The organism is Streptomyces parvus, assembly GCF_014648875.1.
GTDB lineage: Bacteria > Actinomycetota > Actinomycetes > Streptomycetales > Streptomycetaceae > Streptomyces > Streptomyces parvus.
This window is the reverse complement of sequence record NZ_BMRY01000017.1, coordinates 1-21627: the sequence shown is the minus strand read 5'-3', so window position 1 is coordinate 21627 and position 21627 is coordinate 1. Positions and strand designations below refer to the sequence as shown.

Annotated in this window: 19 protein-coding genes and 1 rRNA gene; 11 read left to right on the top strand and 9 right to left on the bottom strand. The window is 70.1% G+C overall.

The features are described 5' to 3' along the window. Nucleotides 1-91: 91 nt before the first annotated feature. From IE140_RS33615 to IE140_RS36300, 7 genes are all read right to left on the bottom strand, one after another. Nucleotides 92-823 carry a phosphatase PAP2 family protein gene (locus tag IE140_RS33615; RefSeq protein ID WP_093445247.1) on the bottom strand — a complete coding sequence of 244 codons (732 nt, stop codon included), beginning with the start codon at nucleotides 821-823 and terminating at the stop codon, nucleotides 92-94. Between the two features lie 335 nt (nucleotides 824-1158). After that, the gene (locus tag IE140_RS33610) at nucleotides 1159-2154 is read right to left on the bottom strand and encodes a C40 family peptidase (protein WP_150198464.1); all 996 of its coding nucleotides are present in this window, start codon (nucleotides 2152-2154) and stop codon (nucleotides 1159-1161) included. A 151-nt stretch (nucleotides 2155-2305) separates the two neighbouring features. Next, nucleotides 2306-2902, bottom strand: a complete 597-nt coding sequence (locus tag IE140_RS33605; RefSeq protein WP_150198460.1) for a hypothetical protein — start codon at nucleotides 2900-2902, stop codon at nucleotides 2306-2308. Further along, entirely contained in the window at nucleotides 2899-5322 is a 2424-nt protein-coding gene (locus tag IE140_RS33600) for an alpha/beta hydrolase (RefSeq protein WP_189460995.1), read from the bottom strand. Before IE140_RS33600 ends, IE140_RS33605 begins: the two co-directional genes overlap by 4 nt. Before the next feature lie 233 nt (nucleotides 5323-5555). Beyond that, nucleotides 5556-6050 carry a hypothetical protein gene (locus IE140_RS33595; protein ID WP_373296215.1) on the bottom strand — a complete coding sequence of 165 codons (495 nt, stop codon included), beginning with the start codon at nucleotides 6048-6050 and terminating at the stop codon, nucleotides 5556-5558. Between the two features lie 41 nt (nucleotides 6051-6091). Beyond that, nucleotides 6092-7903 carry an alpha/beta hydrolase gene (locus IE140_RS33590; RefSeq protein ID WP_189460993.1) on the bottom strand — a complete coding sequence of 604 codons (1812 nt, stop codon included), beginning with the start codon at nucleotides 7901-7903 and terminating at the stop codon, nucleotides 6092-6094. Beyond that, nucleotides 7900-8190, bottom strand: coding sequence for a hypothetical protein (locus IE140_RS36300; protein ID WP_229827017.1), 291 nt, complete (start codon nucleotides 8188-8190; stop codon nucleotides 7900-7902). The genes IE140_RS33590 and IE140_RS36300 overlap by 4 nt, the downstream gene beginning before the upstream one ends. 529 nt (nucleotides 8191-8719) lie before the next feature. Here IE140_RS36300 and IE140_RS33580 point away from each other — a divergent pair. From IE140_RS33580 to IE140_RS33550, 7 genes are all read left to right on the top strand, one after another. After that, nucleotides 8720-9295, top strand: coding sequence for a hypothetical protein (locus IE140_RS33580; RefSeq protein WP_229827015.1), 576 nt, complete (start codon nucleotides 8720-8722; stop codon nucleotides 9293-9295). Nucleotides 9296-9558: 263 nt separating this feature from the next. Further along, the gene (locus IE140_RS33575) at nucleotides 9559-9867 is read left to right on the top strand and encodes a DUF8827 family protein (protein WP_003968086.1); all 309 of its coding nucleotides are present in this window, start codon (nucleotides 9559-9561) and stop codon (nucleotides 9865-9867) included. Nucleotides 9868-10048: 181 nt separating this feature from the next. Further along, nucleotides 10049-10921: a DUF8175 domain-containg protein gene (locus tag IE140_RS33570; RefSeq protein WP_150198599.1), complete on the top strand. Its 873-nt coding sequence runs from the start codon at nucleotides 10049-10051 to the stop codon at nucleotides 10919-10921. Beyond that, the gene (locus IE140_RS33565) at nucleotides 10911-12275 is read left to right on the top strand and encodes a hypothetical protein (protein WP_189460987.1); all 1365 of its coding nucleotides are present in this window, start codon (nucleotides 10911-10913) and stop codon (nucleotides 12273-12275) included. Before IE140_RS33570 ends, IE140_RS33565 begins: the two co-directional genes overlap by 11 nt. Continuing rightward, a complete protein-coding gene (locus tag IE140_RS33560) occupies nucleotides 12272-13822 on the top strand; it encodes an SCO6880 family protein (RefSeq protein WP_093445239.1) in 1551 nt (516 codons plus the stop codon). Before IE140_RS33565 ends, IE140_RS33560 begins: the two co-directional genes overlap by 4 nt. Nucleotides 13823-13923: 101 nt before the next feature. Beyond that, on the top strand, nucleotides 13924-15351 hold the full coding sequence (locus IE140_RS33555; protein ID WP_006125754.1) for an ATP-binding protein: 1428 nt from the start codon (nucleotides 13924-13926) through the stop codon (nucleotides 15349-15351). A 1-nt stretch (nucleotide 15352) separates the two neighbouring features. Further along, nucleotides 15353-16939, top strand: a complete 1587-nt coding sequence (locus IE140_RS33550) for a type IV secretory system conjugative DNA transfer family protein (RefSeq protein WP_189460985.1) — start codon at nucleotides 15353-15355, stop codon at nucleotides 16937-16939. 24 nt (nucleotides 16940-16963) lie between these two features. Here the strand turns inward: IE140_RS33550 and IE140_RS33545 are convergent, their stop codons facing one another. Next, on the bottom strand, nucleotides 16964-17524 hold the full coding sequence (locus IE140_RS33545; RefSeq protein ID WP_150198692.1) for a GNAT family N-acetyltransferase: 561 nt from the start codon (nucleotides 17522-17524) through the stop codon (nucleotides 16964-16966). A 145-nt stretch (nucleotides 17525-17669) separates the two neighbouring features. Here IE140_RS33545 and IE140_RS33540 point away from each other — a divergent pair, with 145 nt between their 5' ends. Genes IE140_RS33540 through IE140_RS33525 form a run of 4 tightly spaced genes read left to right on the top strand, consistent with a single transcriptional unit; the run spans nucleotide 17670 to nucleotide 21486 of the window. Next, complete coding sequence (locus IE140_RS33540) at nucleotides 17670-18641, top strand: ABC transporter ATP-binding protein (RefSeq protein WP_150198690.1); 972 nt, start codon at nucleotides 17670-17672, stop codon at nucleotides 18639-18641. Further along, nucleotides 18638-19432 carry an ABC transporter permease gene (locus IE140_RS33535; protein ID WP_189460983.1) on the top strand — a complete coding sequence of 265 codons (795 nt, stop codon included), beginning with the start codon at nucleotides 18638-18640 and terminating at the stop codon, nucleotides 19430-19432. The genes IE140_RS33540 and IE140_RS33535 overlap by 4 nt, the downstream gene beginning before the upstream one ends. Before the next feature lie 18 nt (nucleotides 19433-19450). After that, the gene (locus IE140_RS33530; RefSeq protein WP_150198659.1) at nucleotides 19451-20824 is read left to right on the top strand and encodes a sensor histidine kinase; all 1374 of its coding nucleotides are present in this window, start codon (nucleotides 19451-19453) and stop codon (nucleotides 20822-20824) included. Next, a complete protein-coding gene (locus IE140_RS33525; protein WP_032766228.1) occupies nucleotides 20821-21486 on the top strand; it encodes a response regulator in 666 nt (221 codons plus the stop codon). The genes IE140_RS33530 and IE140_RS33525 overlap by 4 nt, the downstream gene beginning before the upstream one ends. 69 nt (nucleotides 21487-21555) lie before the next feature. Here the strand turns inward: IE140_RS33525 and rrf are convergent. Further along, nucleotides 21556-21627 (bottom strand): 5S ribosomal RNA (rrf, locus tag IE140_RS36765); the annotation flags it as partial.

Here is a 21627-nt window from a genome sequence, read left to right as displayed (position 1 = left end):
CCCCCGTACAGCACGAACCCCCAGGCGCCGGGGCACCTGGGGGTTCGTGGCAGGAATCAGAAGTCAGGGACCAAGGAGGGCCCCGGGACCGTCAGGCGGCCAGATCCTCCTCGCCCGGGTCGCCCCGACGGGAACCGGGCCGCGGCTCGGGGATGCCGACCGCCTCGCCGCGCTCGTCCGCGTACGCGACGGCCGCGCTCTTCGACCGGACGAACCAGCCGACGCGCGGCGAGCGGGCGACCGCCGCCATCAGCGGGGTCAGCAGCGCCATCGCGAGCGGGGCCAGCAGCAGGGTGACGGCCGTACCGAGGGCGAAGCCGCCGATCACGTCGGTCGGGTAGTGGACGCCCATGTAGATCCGGCTGAAACCGGCGAAGAGCGCGAGGCCGATCGCCCAGAAGCCGAACTTCCGGTTCGCCACGAAGATGCCGACGGCGATGCCCATGGCCAGGGTGGAGTGGTCGCTGACGAACGAGAAGTCCGTCTTGCCGTGGATCAGGACCTCAAGGCCGTCGTGGTCGTTGAAGGGGCGTGGCCGTTCGACGAAGCCGCGGATCGGGACGTTGATGAGGATGGCGATGGCTGCGGCGAGCGGCGCCCAGACGATGGCGGCGGCGGCCGTCACGGCGTCCTCGGCCGTCCCGCGCCCCCGCATGCTCCACCAGCACCACAGGCCCACCAGGACGAGGCCGAACATGATCCCGTACTCGCCGACGTACTCCATGACCCGGTCGAACCAGGTCGGAGCGGCCTTCGCGAGGCCGTTGATGTCGTAGAGCAGACTGACGTCCGGGTTCGACCCGTCGAGTTCGAGTCCAGCCATCTGCTGCGGCCCCTTGCCTTGTCTGCTTCTCTGCCGCGACGCGCGTCCTTGCGCGCCGCCCTGGTCGAACCCCCGTATCCGGTGCGATCCGATACCGCACTGCACCGCACAGCTTCACTGCGACGCATGGTCAGTGCGCTTGGCGTTCCCGTTCCCTGTCCAGGGAACGGCCCGGGCGTCGCGTGCGTTCCGTTCTCCACCGAATGATCACTATGACGTTATCGAAGAGTGACTCGTCGTCGCAGCTCAGGGCCCAGGCTTCACGGAGAGTTCCCGCCAGGGCCGACTGCCCGTCAGCACCCTTCGCCGCTCCGGAAGCCCGCGCGAGACGTACGTCACCCCGTGGGCAGGTCGGTCGGAAGGGCGGCGGCACCGTCCTTGGTGACCCGGGTCGCACCGAAGTAGTCCGGCGTATCGATCTTGTCGAACCGGATGACCGCCCCGGTGAACGGCGCATTGATCATATAGCCGCCCCCGACGTACAACCCGACATGCCGGATGGCCCGCGAATTGGTGAGGTCGTCGGAGAAGAACACCAGATCCCCCGGGAGCAGCTCGTCCCGCGAGGGATGCGGCCCCGCGTTGTACTGGTCGTTGGCAACGCGCGGCAGCTCGATCCCGACAGTCCGGTACGCGGCCTGGGTCAGCCCGGAACAGTCGAACCGCCCCTGCTGCTCGGGCGTCCCGTTGCCGCCCCACAAATACGGTGTGCCGAGCTTCTTCTGGGCGAAGTAGATGGCCCCGGCGGCCTGCCGGGAGGGCGCGACCCGGCCGACGGGCCGGGCGAAGCTCTTCTCCAGGGAACGAATGATCTTGACGTAGTTCTGCGTCTCTTTGTAGGGCGGCACACCGCCGTACTTGATGACGGCGTAGGCACCGGCGTTGTACGCGGCGAGCATGTTGCTCGTCGGATCGCCCGGCACCTTCTTCACGTACCCGGCGAGCTCGCAGTCGTACGAAGCGGCCGAGGGGATCGCGTCGGCGGGGTCCCACACGTCCCGCTTGCCGTCGCCGTTGCCGTCGATCCCGTGCGTGGCCCAGGTGCCGGGGATGAACTGGGCGATGCCCTGCGCGGCGGCGTGGCTCTGCGCCCTCGGGTTCCAGCCGCTCTCCTGGTACAACTGCGCGGCCAGCAGGGCGGGGTTGATGGCGGGACAGAGGTTGCCCCATTTCTGCACGAGCGGCTGGAAGCGCGCGGGCACGGCCCCCTTGGCCAGGGCGACGGCACCGCCGCCCCCCGGCCCGGCGAGCCCGGCGGCGGCGGAGTACGTACCGACGACGAGCAGCGCCAGGAAGCACATGACCATGCCGACGCCGATGCCACCGAACACCCAGAATTTCCGCACCCCTCAACCATCCCTCATCGGGACGCGCTTCAGAGGTGTTTTCGACGGTGTGTACGAGTCATCCGCGGCACACCACCGGCGCACCCGAAGCACACGGGGGCGCCGACGGCTCACGAGCAACAGAGCTGACGAACTCTCACCCGCCCTTGCCCGACCAGAAGTCGGACCGCACGTTGGGCCGGGGCAACGGATAGACGTCCTCGTAGGCGGGACCGTTCGGCTCGGCGGTGGGGGCGGCGACCTTCGACTCCTTCACGCAGGGGCTGTCGGCCTCCAGGAAGGCCTGCCCCTTCCCCCGGAAGGAGACGCTGACACCGAATCCGCTCCGGGTGACCGCGTAGACCGCGGGGAACTTCTCGTCCTTGTTGACGGCCTTGATCCGGTAACCGTTCTTCAGCCAGAAGTTCTCCGCCCGGTCCAGGAAGGTCTGCCGGCGCTCGGGGGAGACGACGGTCATGACCGTACGCCGACGGGTCACCCCGCAGGCCCGGGTGGTGGTGGGCCCATGGGCCCACTGCACATCGGGATCGATACCCTCCAGGACGGCATCGAGCATGGCGTCGGACTGCTCGGCGGCCTCCTGCATGTCCATCGTCGCCCCGCTCTCCTTCCCGGCACTCGTGGCATTCTCCCCCCGCGAACCACTCTCGCTCCCGCACCCGGCCAGCGGAACCCCGAGGGCCAGGACCAGGACCACCGCGACAGGGGGCAGGGCCCGCTTCGCTCGCCTCACTTCGGTTCCTCCATCTTGAGCCGGTCGGCGTTGCCCGACACGATCAGGGCGATGCTGTCCGCGGACACGGCGTCGCGTTCCGGGCTGAAGTAGTTCGAGTGCGAGTCCAGGCTGATGCCGCTCCCGCTGACGAGGGGCGGCCCGTCGGCCACCGGGAAGCGCCGCGCCCCGAACGCCTTGCTCGCGGGATCCTTCCCGAACCAGAGGTCGTCGTCACCCGGATCGGCGAGATCGCCGGCGACGTACGCGCCTCCGGGCCCGCCCAGGGCCAGCCCGAGCCCGCCCACCACGACCTGGGTCTTCGAGGGCAGCTTGGTCACCGGGTCGTTGGCGGCGGCCCCCACGAAGACGTGCTCGCTGCCGACGCCGAGGTCCACGGCGTGATCGACGCCGACCCCCGGGCTGCCGACGAGGATGATGTCGTCGACCCCGGGAATCCCCCCGGGCCGGGCGGCGGCCGCGCCCACGGTCCGGGACCCGTAGGAGTGCCCGATGGCGGTCAGATGCGGGTCCTTGTTCTGGTTGGTGACGGAGATCCCGCCCATGAAGTCGCGGTAGGCGGCCCCGCCCTTCTCGGCGCGCCCGGTGCCCATGACGGCGAAGTAGCCGGCCACCCCGTCCTTGTCCGGCAGCTGCGGGGCGTCGTACCCGAGCCAGACGATGGACGCCGTGGAATCGTCGTACCCCTGCGCCCCGATCGCGGTGTCGCGGGCCCGCCCGAGATCGTTCTTGGCGAACTCCTCGTCGAGGGAGGTGTTGAGCCCCGGCACGTAGGCGGACACATGCTGCGACACGTCCGGATTCCCGAACGACACGATCGCCCGCCCGTTCCCCTCGTCCCCGACCCCGATGAGATACATGGGCGGCTTCCCGTTCTCGTTCAACTGCCGCTCGATCTCGCGCAGCCCGGCCAGCTGGTCGCGGGCCTTGTCGGTGTCGACCCCCTCCAGCTTGTCGATGAGCGCCGGGAGGTTGCGTCGGTTGGCGGCGTCCCGGGCGAGGACGGGGATGCCGTCGAGGTTGCCGATCCGCTCCGGGACGAGCTCGATGTACCGCTCCCGCTCCTCCGGCGAGAGCCCGTCCCACCAGGCCTTGCGCTGGGCGGGCGTGGCGTTCTGCGGGATCCGCTCGCCGAGGTGCGCGCGCTCGGCGTCCCGCACCTCGGCGTCGACCCGCGCCCCGGACCCGGGCATCGCCAGCCCGGCGCCGGCACCACCGACGGCCTTGTTCCAGTCCCAGGCCGCACCGATGTAGTCACCCCGCGCCCACTTCTCCTCCGCGCCGCGGGTGTCACGCGCCCACTGCTCGACGATGCCCCGCCTGGTCTCCCCCGGCCGCAGAACGGCATCGACGACCCCGCGGACATCACCCCCCAGCCCGTCCCCGAGAAACCCGCCGAGGAACCCGCCGCCGCGGGGACCTGCGGGTCTACCCGCGTTGACCGGCACGATGAAGTCGCTCTGGGGGAAGGTGTCGCTGTTTTGGGGGGTGTTTTGGGGGGTGTTGGGGGAGCCTGGGGCTCCGGTGGTACCGGGGGTGCCGGCGCTGTCGCCGGGGGTGCCGGTGTCGCCAGCGCTGCCGGTGGAGGTTCCGGTGGTTCCGGTGGTGGTGCCGCTGGTGCTGGTGTCGCCAGCGGTGCCGGTGGTTCCGGTGGTGGTGCCGCTGGTGCTGGTGTCGCCGTTCTCACCCCTGGTACCGGTGCTGCCGGTACCACCGGTAAGGCTGGACTCGCCCGCTCCACCAGTGCCGTCGGCGCCGGAACCCGGGCGGCTGTCATGGGCCCCGCCGCCGCTGCCGTCGGCACCCCCGTCGCTGCTTCCACCACCGGCCACGACGTCGCGGACCGGCGCCGGACACGAACTGCCGGTCAGTTCACAGACCGCGCTGCGGATCTCCGCGGTGAGCTGCTGCCCGGTCCCGGTGGCCATGAGCCCGCCGACGAGAGCGACGACGACCAGGACGAGGCCGAGGTACTCCAGCGCGGTCTGCCCGCCGTCGCGGCGGAGCTTCATCATCCGGGCGAAGCTGAACAGCCGTTGCTCGGCCCGTTGCTCCAGGCCGCTGCGGAACCACCGACGGCTCTCCGGCCGGCACAGCAGCACGATGACGGCCACGGGCAGGGCCAGCCGCGCGAGGCCAAGGCCCTGGGCCCCGCCGCTGAGCTCGGCGAGGGCACCGAGGACGATCCAGGCCAGCACGGCGAGGAGCCCGTACCGGACGCGAACCCCGCCGTGACGGACGTACAGCGACAACACGAAGACGGCGAACCCGGGTAACGACGCGTAGAGCAGCAGCCCGAGGAGGTACCCGTCGACCGCGTCCACCGAGGAGGCGGACGACAGAGCCCGGACGGCGCCCACCAGGGTGGCCACGAAGAGAACGTGAAGCAGAATCAGGGCCGCCTGCAACGGCCGGGGCATCAACCGCCCGCCGGACTCCGCTACGGCAGCGCTTACATCGACGCCAACAGGGACCACGCTTCTTCGTATGCCGGACAAGAGCAGTCCCCTACCTCGTGAGTGGGCGGAACGGGCGACAGGTCGGTCACTCCGCGTATGCGACCACACGGGCAGGGGGCACGACATGGGCCCCAGGACCCAATACAGGGCTCAAAGCCTTTGCTTGACAGTGGAGTTGAGCCACACTGGCCCGATCACGACCCGCTTGCCGACCAGAAGTCGGAGTGGATGTTGGGGCGGGGGATGAGTTCCGCGCCGGGGTCGAGGAACGCGGTGGCGGGGCTGGTGGAACGGGCCACCTCGGACTTATGAACACATGGAGTGTCCACCTGAAAGAAGGCTTGCCCTTTGCCGCCAATGCGCAGGCTCAGCCGATACCCGTCGATAGTGCGCGCATAGATGGCGGGAAACTCGACACTGTTGTTCACTGCGGTCATTTCGTATCCACTCTTGCGCCAAAACCGATCGACCACACCCAGAAAGCTCCCTCGCCGCTCTGCGGAGATGTTGGTCATGACAACTCGCCTACGCGTCACCTCACACATCCCCGTTGAGGTGAAACCGTGAGCCCAACGCACCTCCGGGTGGATTCCCTGGAGCACCGCGTCAAGAATCGCATCTGAGCGAACCGCGGCAGCCTGCATGTCCAATCGGCTCTCCTCTTGCTTGGCACACCCCATCGACATCATTCCGGCAGCGAGGGCCAGTGCCAATGTTCGCAGAGGCAGCATCAGCGCGACTGCTCCTGCTTAACTTCATGTCCACGCCCGGCGGCAATCAACGCAATACTGCCAGCAGATGTGGAATCCAATTCCGGGTCGAAGTATTGCGAATGCGCGTCGATAGTGACGCGCCCGGGGGCAATCAACGGAGGCCCATCATCCGCACCGAAGCGCCGCCCGCCGAACTCTTCGCTAGCCGGATCCGTGCCGAACCACAGGTCGGCGTCACCTCCGTTCGCCAGGTCCACCAGAGAACCAACAGGGCCTAGAGCTCGCCCCATTCCCGAAATCACCGCGTGCTCGCTCGCTGGAAGTTTGGTGACCACGTCGTTCTCTGCTGCCCCCACGTACACGTGGTCCCTTCCCACTCCCAGGTCCTCGGCCCGATCCACACCCACGCCAGGACTGCCGACCAGGACAATGTCCGTCACACCGGGGATTCCTCCCTCCTGCTGCGTCGCCGCTCCGACTGTTCGCGACCCATAGGAATGTCCGATGGCCGTCAGGTTCGGACCAGCGTGATCGTTCGACGCCACCAACCCCGCCATGAAGCCGTTGAAGGCACGACCACCAGCCTCCGCTCGCGCAGTGCCGGCAACAGCCAAACTGTTCCAACCATCCGGACTCTGCGGTGCGTCATATCCCAGCCAGGTAATCACGGCACTCGAATGATCAATTTCCCGTGCTGCTGCAGCTGTGTCACGCGCCCGCTTCAAATCCCCCTCAGCAAACTCCTCGTCCAACGACGTATTCAACCCCGGCACATAAGCCGCCACATTCCGCGACGTATCCGGATTCCCGTACGACACGATCGCCCGACCGTTCCCCTGATCCCCGATCCCGAGCAGGTACATCGGCGGGTCCCCCACCTCCGGCACCAGCCGCAGCTGCCGATCGATCTCCCGCAGCGCCGCAAGTTTCGTCGCCGAATCAGCGTCGTCCCGCCCCTCCAGCTTCCCCATCAACAGCTGAAGGTTGTCCCGGTTCGCCGCGTCCCGCACCAGGGCCGGAATCCCGTCCAGGTTGCCGATCTGATCCGGGTACACCGCGAGGTACTCCTCGCGCTGTTCGTCCGTCAGCCCCGCCCACCACGCCTTCCGCTCCGCCGGACTCGCATCGTGCGGGATCGCGTCCTTCAGGTAGCCGCGCGCAGCATCCCGTACCGCCGCCGCATCGGCCGCCGCGTCCGTCCACGTCGCCACCGGCACGCCCAGCCCCTCGTGCGCCTTCAGCGATCGCAGGATCCTGGTGTACCGCCAGTCCGCATCGGCCGCCGCCCGCACCGCCTGCGCCACCCGGTCCGCGATGTCCTGGGCCTTGCCCGCGTTCGGGTTGGGCGCGACGAGCCCCGAAGGCGGGACCATGCCCGGGTTCGGCACCCCCGACGCCGTCCCGCCCGCCAGCGGCTTGCCGTCGACCAGGCCCTCGCCCGCCGCCGGATACGTCACCGAACCGTCCGCCTGCACCGTGAACCTCAGCGCCGCCGCATCGTCCAGCGCCCCCTGCAACACCCGCTGCTGGGTCTTGATCTCATGGGCCAGGCTGTTCAGCGTGGTCCGCAGCAGCCCGCACTCGGTGTAGATGTACTGGAAGTTCGTCCCCAGCCTCCGCAACCCCCTCACGGCCGCGTCCGGCGCCTCCCCCTTCTGCGTATCGCGCAGGCCCGGCAGCAGCTCTCCCTCGATACGGTCCCGGACCGCGTCCGCCCGGTTGCTGACCCGCCCCCACCCGTCCGCCGCCTGCTCCAGTTCGGCGCACTTCACCTCACGTAACGCCGACCAGGTCAGGGCGGACCCCGCCCCACCGCTCCGCCCGCTCACCGCGCGCCACCGACGCTCGGCGTCTTCACCCCGTCGAAGCCGCTCTTCACCGCCTCGTTGGCCCGCGTCTGGCCCTGGACGACCGCGCGCATCTTCCCGCCGAGGCTCCCGCACTCCTTACGGGCCTCCTCGATCCGGCGCTCCCACGAGGCCCGCACGGTACCCAGTTCCGCCAGCGCGGACAGCGCTCCGGCCCCGGCGGTCAAGCCCTGGTGCGCCACTTCCAGTTCGCCCTTGACCGGGCCGAGGAGCGTCACCAGTTGGTCGGCACCGGCGGCGGCCCGCAACCACGGGCCACGGCTGTGCCGGAGATCCCCTCCCCCTGCCCCTCCCGCCTCTCCCGCCGGGACGGCAGCCCCTGCCGGTCCGCCAACCCCCGTCGGCCCGGCCGGCGACCCCAGCCACTCCCGGCCGCCGTTCGGCTGACCGACCACCGTCACTCCGCCCACACCGCTCACCCCGTTCTCCTGATCGTGGAGCGGCACTGTGCCAAATCCGCCGTACGCGACATGCCGTACGTCAACACGCGGGGCCGCAGCCCCCTGCACACCCCGGACACACCCCGGTCCCGCGATTCCCGGCCGGGCGAAGCGGAGGCACCGATCCCGTTGAGCCCGCCCGGTTCACCCGAACGAAGGGGGAGGCATACGTGGGCGCACACCCGGCGCACGACGGCGGTCGCTCGCACGGCCCCGGGAGCCGAGGCCCTCTCCGCCGCACGGCGGACGTCCGCGCCGTGGGCCTCGTACCGCAGAACCGAGGACTTGGGAGCAGAAGCTGACGCCCCGCCACGGCCCACGAACCACGATGGAACGCATGCGAGCCCGAAGGGAACAGCCCGCCGCCCCCACGTCAGCCTCAACCTCAACCGCCCCCGCCCCGCCTCTCCCCCCGCCCCGGTGGGCGATTCGCGCCGCGCAGCTGATCACGCTGCTCGCGCTGCCGACCGGGCTGTGGCGGCTGGCGATGGTGTGCGGGTTCCCGTCCGGGTACACCGCGGCCGGTTTCGTACCGTTCGACACCCCGGGCTCCAAGCTGTGGATGCTGACGCTGAGCGTCGCCTGCGAGCTGCTCGCCCTGCTCTCCCTCGGCCTGGTACGGCCGTGGGGCGAGACGGTGCCCCGCTGGATACCGGTCATCGGTGGCCGCCCCGTTCGCCCGCCGGCCGCCGTCGTACCGGCCGCCGCCGGGGCCCTCGCGCTGACGGCGCTCTGGGCGGCCATGCCGCTGTGGTGGACGTACCCCCATCCGGACATGACCCCCGCCGGCCGTCTGCTGGTCGGTGTCATCTACCAGCCGCTCGTCCTCTGGGGACCGCTCCTCGGGGCCGTCACCGTCTCCTACTACCGGCGCACACGCGGCTCTCGAACGGCGCATACGAACACGCCGTGACCCGTGAACGCCGCAACCGTGTCAGAACCCATGGCCACCGTCGTTGCTCCTGGTCACAGCCCGTGATACACAGAGTGACCAGTCATATGCACGAGGAGTGGACGAGCCGCAGGTCAGGGTGGCCGCCCCGGTCAAGCGTGCGAGATTCCGGGTAAAGAGACCCGGGAAGGCGTCGTGCGAGCGCGGTTTCATCAGCGAAGATAGAAGGCGACCCATGCCGGACGGCACGGGCAGCGAACTACCCAACAGGGGCGGTGACTTACATGATCCTGGCAGCAGAGAAGGGCGACATCACCACCATCATCGGCGGAATCGCTCCGGACTGGGGGCCGTTCGGGACGCTGGGCAACGAGGCGCGCATCATGATCGAGGTGGTGATGGCCATCGCCATCCTGCTCTGCCTCGGCATCGCGATCTGGGGTGCTGCGAAGCAGCGCATCGGAGCGACGGCACTGCGCGACACGTTCAGCGCGGAGCAGGGCAAGGGCCTGATCGTGGCAGGGCTGACAGGGGTCTTCATCATCGGCTCCCTGGGAACCCTGTTCACCATCGTGTACGGAATGGCCGTCTGACCCACCGTCGGCCAGTTCCCGCCGGGCCGTCCCAGCCCGCTCCCCACCATCCGCCCGTCGTGCCCACCGGCTGAGGTTGCGTTTCCCTGATGTCGAGTCACCACACCGCGTTCAAGCGGCAACCAGCACAGCTACCGTCGTCCTGCGCGGATCCGCACACGACCGAGGGAGCGAACGCGGCATGAGTCCCGGTGACGAGCACGACTACCGCGGCAAGGACCAGGGGGGCCGCGCGGACGACCCGTACAGCACGCTCGGCGGCACCCGCCAGACCCGTACCCGTCTCCCCGACGGCGACCCGGGCAACCCCGGCGCGCGCCGCCCCGTCCGCAACTCCCGCTCCCTCGTGACGATCACCGGCATCGTCGTCCTCCTCGTCGCTGCCATCGCCTTCGCCAACCGGGGCGGCGGCAGCGACGACGAGGCCTCCTCGGGCGCCAAGAGCCCCGGCACCGCGGGAAGCGCCCCCACCGCGGCCACCGGCACCAAGCCCGTCGAGGGCAGGAACGGCACGATCCCCTCCGGCTTCGCCCACGACGAGCAGGGGGCGCAGAGCGCGGCGGCGAACTACTCCGTTGCGTTGGTCTCCGACGGCATGTTCTCTCGGGAACGGCGCCGAGAGATTTCCAAGGCGGTATATGCGCCTGACGTAGCAAGCGCACGACGAGATGACCTGGACAAGGTCTACTCCGACGAATCCTTCCTGGCAAGCATCGGACTGAACCCGGATGGCAGCGCCCCAGAAGGCCTGACCTTCATCTCTCGTGCCAACCCCGTGGGTACCAAGGTGGAAAAGTACGCAGGCGACACCGCGAGCGTGGCTGTCTGGTACTCCGCCCTGTTCGGCCTGGCCGGCGAAGGCTCCAAGAACCCTGTCTCGGAAAGCTGGTACACCACGACGTACGAGCTGCGATGGGTCGATGGGGACTGGAAGATCTCCGACTTTCAGCAGGAGGACGGTCCCGTACCCGTAGGTCGCGACCAAGCCGCCTCTTCCGCGGAGGAGATGGCCGACGCTGTGCAGCAGTTCGGAGGGTTCACGTATGCCAGGTAAGCGATCCCTTCGCGGGCTTTCGGTCGCCACGGCCTTCGCCAGTATTCAAGCGGTAGTCGTTCTCTTCGCCGGCCGTGCAGCAGCCGACCCGACACCAACACCGTCTCCTTCGAACAGCAACGACGCGTGCGACCTGATCCGTGGCCCCGCCAAGGACTACTGCGAAGGCGGCGAAGGCGCCGGCTCACGCACCCAGGACGTCCCCACCACCGACGCCCTCGACCCCCTCTCCTCCCTGGCCCGAGGCTGCGCCGACGCCGCCTCCTGGATCGTCGGCAAGCTCAGCGAGGCCGTCGACTCCACGGCCGACGTCGACTTCACCAACCCCAAGTTCCTCCAGCAGTACGCCGTCATCTTCGCGGCCTCCACCATCCTCACGCTCGTCCTCTGGCTCCTCGCCGTAGCCAAGCGCGCCATCCGCGGCGTCCCCCTCACCACCGCGATCTCCGAGGCCGTCGGCTACCTCTGGCTCACCGTCCTCGCCTCGGCCTTCACCCCGCTGATCCTCTACACGATCGTCTCCGCCACCGACGGTGTCACCGAGATCATCGCCTCCGCCACCGGCGGCCAGACCGACGTCTTCTTCGGCTCGTTCGCCGAAGCCCTCAAGAAGGGCGAGGACATCGGCGGCGGCCCGATCATGCTGATCGTCGTCTCGCTCGTCTCGATCCTCGCCGCCGGCATCCTGTGGCTGGAGCTCGTCATCCGCGCCGCCCTGCTCTACGTCGGCGCACTCCTCGGGATCGTCGTCTACGCCGGCCTCGTCGACAAGAACATGTGGGGCCACGTCCGCCGCTGGGCCGGCATCATGATCGCGGTGATCATGGTCAAGCCGGTCATCGTCATCGTCCTCGGCCTCGCCGGCGCACTCTCCTCCGGCGACGGACCCGACGCCTTCTCCGCCGTCGTCTCCGGCCTTTCCATCATCCTCCTGGCCATCTTCGCCTCCGCCATGATCTACCGCTTCGTCCCCGGCTTCGGCGACGAGATCCAGGGCGCCCGCACCAACCGCAAGCAGGCCACCGACGGCTCCCAGGCCGCCGCCCTCATCAGCTCCCCGGCCGCCCTCGTCTCCCAGGGCATCAAGACCCACAGCGGCCGCAACGACCAGAACAGCGGCGGAGGCGGCGCCCGCCCCGCCAACCCGGCCAGCGGCGGCGTCGCCGCCCACAGCTCCCGCCCGTCCGGCGGCAGCGGAGGCGGGGTCGGCGGCGGATCTGTCCCCTCCGCCGCACCCTCGCCCCGCAGCGGCTCCGCGCCCACCTCCGCCACCCCCCACAGCAGCCGCTCCTCCCGAGGCGGAGGCGGCTTCGGCACCACAGGTAACTCGAGCACAGGAGGTGGAGGGCGTTGACGACCCAGTCCCACACGATGACGCCCCGCCGCACGTATCTCATCGGCCGTGCCCGGCCGAACGCGATCGTCGGCAAGAACCGCGAGACCGGCGAGATCGCCCTGATCATCGCCGGCGCGTTCCTCGGCATGATGAGCGGACTCCTCGTCCCCGTCCTCTCCCTCCGCATCGTCTGCCTCGTCGGCTTCCCGATGCTGGCCCTCGCCATCGTGTACGTCCCGTACAAGGGCCGCACCTTCTACAAGTGGTTCGAGATCAACCGCACCTTCAAGCGCTCCCTGCGCCGCGGCACCGCCTACCGCTCGGGCGCCATGGAAGCCGGCGTCAGCGTCGACGGCCGCGAGGTAGAGATCGGCCCGCCCCCCGGCATCGGCCGGATCAGCTGGCTCGCCGCCCCCTTCGGCCCCGACGAGATCGCCGTACTCCTCCACGCCGACCGGCGCACCGTCACCGCCGCCATCGAGATCGAGGGCCCCGGCGTCGGCCTCCGCGACAGCGAGGACCAGGAAGCCCTCGTCGACCGCTTCGGCACCCTCCTCAAGCACGTGGCCAACGGCGACGGCTTCGTCACCCGCCTCCAGATGCTCGCCCGCACCCTGCCCGCCGACCCCGACGCCCACGCCAAGGACGTCGCCCAGCGCGGCGACAAGGCGTCCCCGGCCTGGCTCCAGGACTCCTACGACCAGCTCCAGTCCATGGTCTCCACCTCCAGCGAGCAGCACCGCGCCTACCTCGTCGCCTGCATGCACTACAGCCGTGAACTGGCCGCCGAGGCCAACGCCGTGGCCCGCGCCGCCCGCCCCCACGGCGGCCGCAAGCTCGACCGCGACGCCGGCCTCGCCGCCGTCATGGCCCGCGAGCTCACCGACATCTGCGCCCGCCTCGCCGAGGCCGACATCCGGGTCCGCCAGCCGCTCGGCCAGAGCCGCGTCGCCTCCCTCGTCCACTCCATGTACGACCCCGACCACCCCATCGACCACATCCAGGCCATGACCAAACGCAACGCCTGGCCCGCCGAACTGGACGCGGTCGAGCCCACGTTCCTCCAGGCCAAGACCCGCGAGTCCACCACCCGCGCCCCCTGGTGCCACGCCACGGCCTGGGTGAAGGAGTGGCCGATGACCCCCGTCGGCGTCAACTTCCTCGCCCCGCTCCTCGTCCACACCCCCGACGTCATCCGTACCGTCGCCGTCTGCATGGACCTCGAACCCACCGAGGTCGCCATCGAACGCATGCTGACCGAGAAGACCAACGACGACGCCGAGGCCAGCCGCCAGGCCAAGATGAACCGCACCGTCGACCCCCGCGACATCGCCGCCCACGGCCGGCTCGACCAGCGGGGTGAAGATCTCGCCAGCGGTGCGGCCGGAGTGAACCTGGTGGGGTACATCACGGTGTCGTCCCGCTCACCCGAGGCGCTCGCCCGCGACAAGCGGACGATCCGCGCCTCGGCCGGCAAGTCGTACCTCAAGCTGGAGTGGTGCGACCGCGAGCACCACCGGGCCTTCGTGAACACGCTTCCGTTCGCCACCGGCATCCGCCGCTGACCCGAGCACCCGCACAGAACACCGAACCGACCGCCCGACCCGTCCAACCCGTCCAACCCGTCCAACCCACCCAACCCGCAGGAAGAGAGGGCAGCCACGCCATGCGAGACCCCCTGTCCGCATTGTCGGATGCCTTCACCTCCTTCCTCTTCGGCAAGGTGGAGACGACCCGCCTCCCCGTCCGTACGTCCACGGGCCAGGCGCAGGCCGTCTACCTCCCCACCGCGGCCCCCGGCCTCGGCGACTCCGGCGTGATCATCGGCCGTGAGGTCTACAGCGGCAAGGGCTACATCTACGACCCCTTCCAGCTTTACGGGCAACAGCTCCCCGCCCCCCACTGGCTGGTCCTCGGCGAGTCCGGCAACGGCAAGTCGGCGCTGGAGAAGACCTACGTCCTGCGCCAGCTCCGCTTCCGCGACCGCCAGGTCGTCGTCCTCGACGCCCAGGGCGAGGACGGCGTCGGCGAGTGGAACCTCATCGCCCAGGAGCTGGGCATAACCCCCATCCGCCTGGACCCGACCGCAGCCCTCAACGGCGGCATCCGCCTCAACCCCCTCGACCCCTCCATCACCACCACCGGCCAGCTCGCCCTGCTCCGTACGATCATCGAAGTCGCAATGGGCCACGGCCTCGACGAACGTTCCGGCTTCGCGCTCAAGGTCGCCCACGCCTACGTCACCGCGACCATCACCGACCGCCAGCCGGTCCTGATGGACATCGTGGAGCAGCTCCGCCACCCCGAGCCCGAGTCCGCCGAGGCGATGAACGTCGACATAGACGATGTACGGGCCTGGGGCCTGGACGTCGCCCTCGTCCTGGACCGGCTCGTCGACGGTGACCTGCGCGGCATGTTCGACGGCCCGACCACCGTCGGCATCGACCTCGACGCGCCGCTCATCGTCTTCGACCTCTCGCACATCGACCGCAACTCGATCGCGATGCCGATCCTGATGGCGATCGTCGGCGTCTGGCTGGAGCACACCTGGATCAGGCCCGACCGCAAGAAGCGCATCTTCCTGGTCGAGGAGGCGTGGCACATCATCAACTCGCCCTTCGTCGCCCAGCTCTTCCAGCGCCTGCTGAAGTTCGGACGCCGCCTCGGCCTCTCGTTCGTCGCCGTCGTCCACCACCTCAGCGACGTGGTGGACGGAGCAGCGGCGAAGGAAGCGGCGGCGATCCTCAAGATGGCCTCCACGCGAACGATCTACGCCCAGAAGACGGACGAGGCCAGAGCGACCGGCCGGGTCATCGGCCTGCCCCGCTGGGCCGTCGAGATCATCCCGACCCTCACCCCCGGCATCGCCGTCTGGGACGTCAACGGCAACGTCCAGGTCGTCAAACACCTGATCACCGAAGCCGAACGCCCCCTGGTCTTCACCGACCGCGCCATGACCGAGGGCTCGGCCCCGGACCCGCACGACCTGCTCCCCGACGACATCCGCGCCGCCGAACTGGAGGCGGAGCAACGAGCGGCCCGGATCGAGCACCAGCAACGGATGAACGAGTCGTCAGAGTCAACGGTGGCCTGACATGGCACGCCAGGCACCGCGAGGCCGGAGCAACGACCCCGCGCATCACGACAGTTACGACGGACGTTCCCAGGGCGGCGGCGGCATCCCGGACGGCCTGCTGATCGGCCTCCTGGCCCTCTTCCTCGCGGCCACCCTGGTCACCTGGACGGCCACCGGCCTGGCCGGCCTCCTCGCCCACGGGTCCTGGCCGGACGGCGTGACGTTCACCCGCTCCCCGCTCGCCCTGCGCGAACTGGCCACCGCACCCCAGGACCTCCCCGCGGCCTGGCCGGAGACACCCACGGCCCAGCTCTCCGGATACGGCCTGTTCTGGGGCCTGTTCATCGGCGGACTGATGGTGCTGCTGGTCCTCACGGTGTTCACGCTCGGAGTCGTGTCCCGTGGCCGTGCCGTACGGGAACGACGCCGCGAGGAACGGGCCCTCAAGGCACACGAGCCACGGCTCCCCACGGACAGGCCGGCACAGGAGCAAGCACAGCCAGAGGCACAGGCACCACAGGCACCACAGGCACCACAGGCACAGGCACAGGCAACACCCCAACCACCTCCCACCACGCCACCCCCCGTCGAGAAGACGCCCCCTCCCCCCGAAACGAGCACGGCGCTTCCCCTCGAAACGAGCACGGCGCTCCTCCCCTCCCCCCGCACCCCCCTCCTCGTCTACGCCCCCGCCCCCGCCCGGCGCCCCACCGTCGTCCAGGCGATCCACGACGCCGAGGGCCCCGCCCTGGTCGTCACGTCGGACCCGACGGTCTGGGCCGAGACGAAGGACGCCCGGGCCAAGCTCGGCCCGGTCCTCGTCCACGACCCGGGCCACCTCTGCGACACCCCCGCCCGCCTCCACTGGTCGCCCACCGCAGGCTGCGAGCTGCCCGACACGGCGGCCGCCCGGGCAGCAGCCCTCCTCGCCCCGGTCCGCCCGCAGGCCAGGATCGACGCGGCGGTGGCCGACACCGCCCAGACGCTCCTCCAGTGCTGGCTGCACGCCGCGGCGGTGGACGGCCGCCCGTTCCGCCAGGTCGCCCGCTGGGCCTCGGGCTCCGCCGCCCACGAACCGGTACGCCTTCTCCGTACGCACCCCAAGGCCGCGTCCGGACTCGCCGGGCTCCTGGAGTCGGCGCTCACGGCCTATCCGGAACGCCGCGAGGTGGCACAGGAGTTGACCGTACGGGCCTTCTCGGCGCTCTCTTCGGTGCACATCCGCGAGGCCTGCACGGCAAACCGATCGGATACGGCCGCGCTGGAATCTTTTGCCCGCGAGGGGGGAACGCTCTACCTCGTGGGCGAACCGATCGAGGATCCCCGCTCACGCCCCGGCGCGATGCCTCTTCTCACCGCGCTGGCCGCAGACGTGGTCGAGCACGGCCGCCGCATGGCCGCACGGTCAACCGACGGTCGGCTCGACCCACCAATGACGCTCGTCCTGGACGACGTCGCGGCCGTGGCGCCGTTCCCCCAACTACCGGAACTGCTGGCGACCGGCGAAGCCCGAGGCATGCCCGCGCTGGTACTGCTCCGCTCCCGGGAACAGGGCCGAGCCCGCTGGCGGGAAACCCTGCACACACCGGCCCCGGGCATCGGCTAGCAGGACAAGAGGGCCAGGGCCTCCCTACCCCTCCCGCCCCAGGACGTACTCCACCTCCTGCTCGCCCCGGTCGCCCGGTGCCGGAATCCGCCGGCCGGACGGGACGAAGCCGAACTTCCGGTAGAACGCGGCGGCCCGCGGGTTCTTCTCGTGCACGTAGAGGCGCACCCGCTCCATCCGGGGCGCGGACAGCGACCAGGCCCACGCGACGGCCTCCCGGAACAACGCCTCGGTCACGCCGGTCCCCCGCTCCTCGGGCCGGACGAACACACCGACCAGGTGCGCCTGGTCCACCGGCGATGCCTCCCCGAAGCGGACCTCGTCGTCCGGGCTCTCGACGAGTACGGTGACCGACCCCACCCACTCCCCGTCGGGAGACTCCGCGACGAACTGGCGGACACGGCCGGGCCCGTCCTCGGCGGCATCGGCAGCACGCTGCCGCCAGAACGCATCCGGCCGCGCCGCAGCGTCCTCGTACGACTCCAGGAACGCCACCGGGGCCGCCGGATCCCGCAGAGCGTCCAACCGCAACTGTCTGACCTGCGGCCATTCGTCGGCCCGCACCACGCGCGTCACATAGTCCATACCGCGATCCTCGTCCCCGCCCGCCCCACGTTCAACCGATTACTCCACCGCACCGGCGCCCCGTCGTACCCCGGTACTACGCCCGTCCCCACGTCCAGCCCCCGGTCGGACGACCGGCCGCCGCCGGCTCCGTAGCGTCGTCCGCATGATCACGGCACACGGACTCACCAAGCGGTACGGCGACAGAACCGTCGTCCGGGACCTCGACTTCACCGTCCGCCCCGGCACGGTCACCGGCTTCCTCGGCCCCAACGGAGCCGGAAAGTCGACGACGATGCGCATGCTCCTCGGCCTCGACGCCCCCACACGGGGCCGCTCCACCGTCAACGGGCGCTCCTACGCCACCCACCCAGCGCCCCTCACCCAGGTCGGCGCCCTGCTGGAGGCCCGGTCCGTCCACCCCGGACGGTCCGCCTTCAACCACCTGACGGCCCTGGCCCACACCCACGGCATCCCACGCCGCCGCGTCGAGGAGGTCATCGACATCGCCGGGCTGACCGACGCCGCCCACCGCAGGGTGAAGGGCTTCTCCCTCGGCATGGGACAACGGCTCGGCATCGCCGCCGCCCTCCTCGGCGACCCCGCGACCGTCATCCTGGACGAACCGGTCAACGGCCTGGACCCCGAAGGCGTCCTGTGGGTCCGTACGCTCCTGACCTCCCTCGCCGCCGAAGGCCGTACGGTCCTCGTCTCCTCCCACCTGATGAGCGAGATGGCCCTCACCGCCGACCACCTGATCGTCATCGGCCGCGGCAGACTCCTCGCCGACACCACGGTGGCCGAACTCATCCGGTCGGCCGGCGGAGCATCCGTCAGGGTCGTCACCCCGCAGCCGGAAGACCTGAGAGCCCAGCTCGCAGCCCCGGACATCACCATCACCGCGGCCGACACACCCACGCCCAGCCCCACCCCCGAGGCCCACGAACTCCGGATCCGCGGAGTGGACGCGGCGCACATCGGCCGCCTGGCCGCCACGCACGGGATCACCCTGCACGAACTCACGCCGCAGACCGTGTCGCTGGAGCAGGCGTTCATGGACCTCACCCAGGAATCGGTCGACCACCGCCCGCAACGGCAGCACCAGCCGACAGCAGCAGCCACGGGAGCAGCAGCATGACCACCACCCACCCCGCCGCCTCGCCGCCGTACCGCATCACCCCGCCCCGCATCCTGCACGCGGAATGGCACAAGCTCCGCTCCCTGCGCTCCACCTGGATCACCGTCGTCTCGGCGGTCGTCATGGTGCTCGGCGTCGGCCTGACCATGGGCGCGACCTATACCTCCGGCGGCGGGGACTCCGACATCGACACCGTCGTCCTGTCGCTGTACGGGAGCATGCTCGCCCAGATCTTCCTGGTCGTCCTGGGCATCCTCATGACCGCCGGCGAGTACGCGACCGGCACGATCCGCTCCTCGCTCACCGCCGTACCCTCCCGGCTCCCCGTCCTGTGGGCCAAGGCCGTGGTCTTCGCCGCCACCGTCTTCACGGTCATGCTCACGACGTCGGTGGTGACGTTCGCGGCGGCTCAGGCCTTCCTCCACGACACCGACCAGGCCGCCTCGTTCACCGACCCGGGCGTCCTTCGCGCCCTGGTGGGCAACGCCGGTGCGCTCACCCTGATGGGCCTCCTCGCCCTCGGCCTCGGCGCGCTGCTGCGCTCGGTGCCGGGCGCGATCGGCGCGTTCATCGGCGGGGTCATGATCCTGCCGGAGATCCTCGGAATGCTTCCGTACGACGTCGTCGAGCGCGCCATCATGTACTTTCCCACCCAGGCCGCAGGCGCCCTCGGCTCCGCGACCCCCATCCCGGGCACCATCTCCCCCGGCCCCGCCCTGCTCGCCCTCACCCTGTGGGCGGGCGTGACACTGGCCGCGGCGGCGCTGACACTCAAGCGCCGCGACGTCTGACCCACGAGGAGCGACCAGGTGAGCAACCGACCGCGAGGCCGGATACCGGACCGGGAACAGAATCGGGGCCGGGGCCGGGACCGGGAACGGAGTCGAGGCCGCGACGGAGACCGGGAACAGGGCCGGGGCACCGAGGACACGGTTCCGCCCCTCACCCGGATCATCCGCGAAGCCCTGGACCGGCTCCGCGCCTTCGACCGACGCCGGCCACGGGTCTGGGACGCGGCGGTGACGGGGTTCTGGACCGCGGCCGCGGTACTCGACTACACCTCCGGCGGCTGGCGGACCACCGCACACGACAACGTGACGGCCCCAGAGTTCCTGGTGCTCCTGATGAGCCTCGGGTTCTCGCTGCCGCTGCTGTGGCGCCGCACGCACCCCCTGGCCGTAGTCCTGCTCATGACACCGATCTCCCTCGTCAACGTCTGGACGGGGGCCGTGGTGCAGGCCTCCCTGCTCCAGCTGATCCCGGTCTTCCAGATCGTCCTGCGCTCCTCTTTCCGTACGGTCGGGGCAGCGGCCCTGCTGTTCGTCGTCCCGGTCCTGTCGGGCGGCGTCCGCATCCCCTCCACCTGGGGTCAGGAAGTGGTCTCGTACGTCTGGGGCCTGGTCTTCGTCGCCCTGCTGGGAATAGCGGTACGCACGCGGCGCGAGTACACCGAGGCCCTGGTCGAACGCGCCCACCGGCTGGAACGCGAACGCGACCAGCAGGTCCGACTGGCGGCCGCAGCCGAACGCACCCGTATCGCACGGGAGATGCACGACATCATCGGCCACAACCTGTCCGTCATCACGGGCCTCGCGGACGGCGGAGCGTACGCGGCCCGGAAGAACCCGGAACGCGCGGGCCAGGCCCTGGAGGCCATCGGCACGACCAGCAGGCAGGCCCTGTCCGAACTCCGCCGCCTCCTGGGTGTCCTGCGCGACGACCACCCCGACGCCGAACGCACCCCTCAGCCGACACTCGACGAACTGGCCCCCCTGATCGAACGCGTACGCAGGGCGGGCCTGCCCGTCCATCTGGAGCTCACCGGCGAACCCACCCCGCGCTCCCTCACCCCGGGCCGCCAACTCACCGTGTACCGGGTGATCCAGGAGGCCCTGACCAACACCCTGAAGCACGCCACCGGCCCCACGTCCGCGACGGTCGCGCTCACCTACTCACACACGCACCTGGACGCCCGCATCACCGATACCGGCATGGGCACGGGCACAGGCACGGGAGTCGGCAGAACCAGGGACACGGAGGAAGCACCGCTGGCAGCCCAGGGCATCATGGGCATGCGGGAACGCGCTGCCCTCTACGACGGCTCCCTCGAAGCGGGCCCGCTGCCGGACGACAAGGGCTGGCAGGTACAACTCCGCCTTCCCCTGGAGGAATCGCACCCGTGACGACGGTACTGCTCGCCGACGACCAGCCGATGCAGCGCTTCGGGTTCCGCATGCTGCTGGAGAGCCAGGACGACATGACGGTGGTCGGCGAGGCGGCCAACGGCACCGAGGCCGTCCACCTGGTCGCCCGCCACCACCCGGACGTCGTGCTGATGGACATCCGCATGCCGGGTCTGGACGGCATCGAGGCGACCCGCCGCATCATCGCGTCGGGCGCCCGCACCCGCATCCTGATCGTCACGACGTTCGACCTCGACGAGTACGCGTACGACGGCCTCCGCGCCGGCGCCAGTGGCTTTCTGGTGAAGGACGCCCTCCCCGAGGAACTCCTCGCCGGCATCCGCGCCGTGGCCGCCGGCGACGCGGTGGTCGCCCCGACATTGACCCGCCGACTCCTCGACGCGTACGTCCACCATCTCCCGGTCGTACCGGGCGCACGGCCCACCTCGGATCCGCGCATCACCGCCCTGACGGAACGGGAACGCGAGATTCTCACGGTGATCGGGCAGGGCTGGTCCAACACCGAGATCGCCGCCCGCCTCCACCTCGCCGAATCCACCGTGAAGACACACGTGACCCGCATTCTCGCGAAGACCGGCGCAAGGGACCGCGTCCAGGCGGTCATCCTGGCCTACGACACCCGCCTGGTCACCCCGATGTGACAGTGCGCAAGAGCCCGGAAACGCAGAAAAGCCCCGTGCCACAAGGGCACGGGGCTTCCCGCAATGATTGTTCGGCGGCGTCCTACTCTCCCACAGGGTCCCCCCTGCAGTACCATCGGCGCTGAAAGGCTTAGCTTCCGG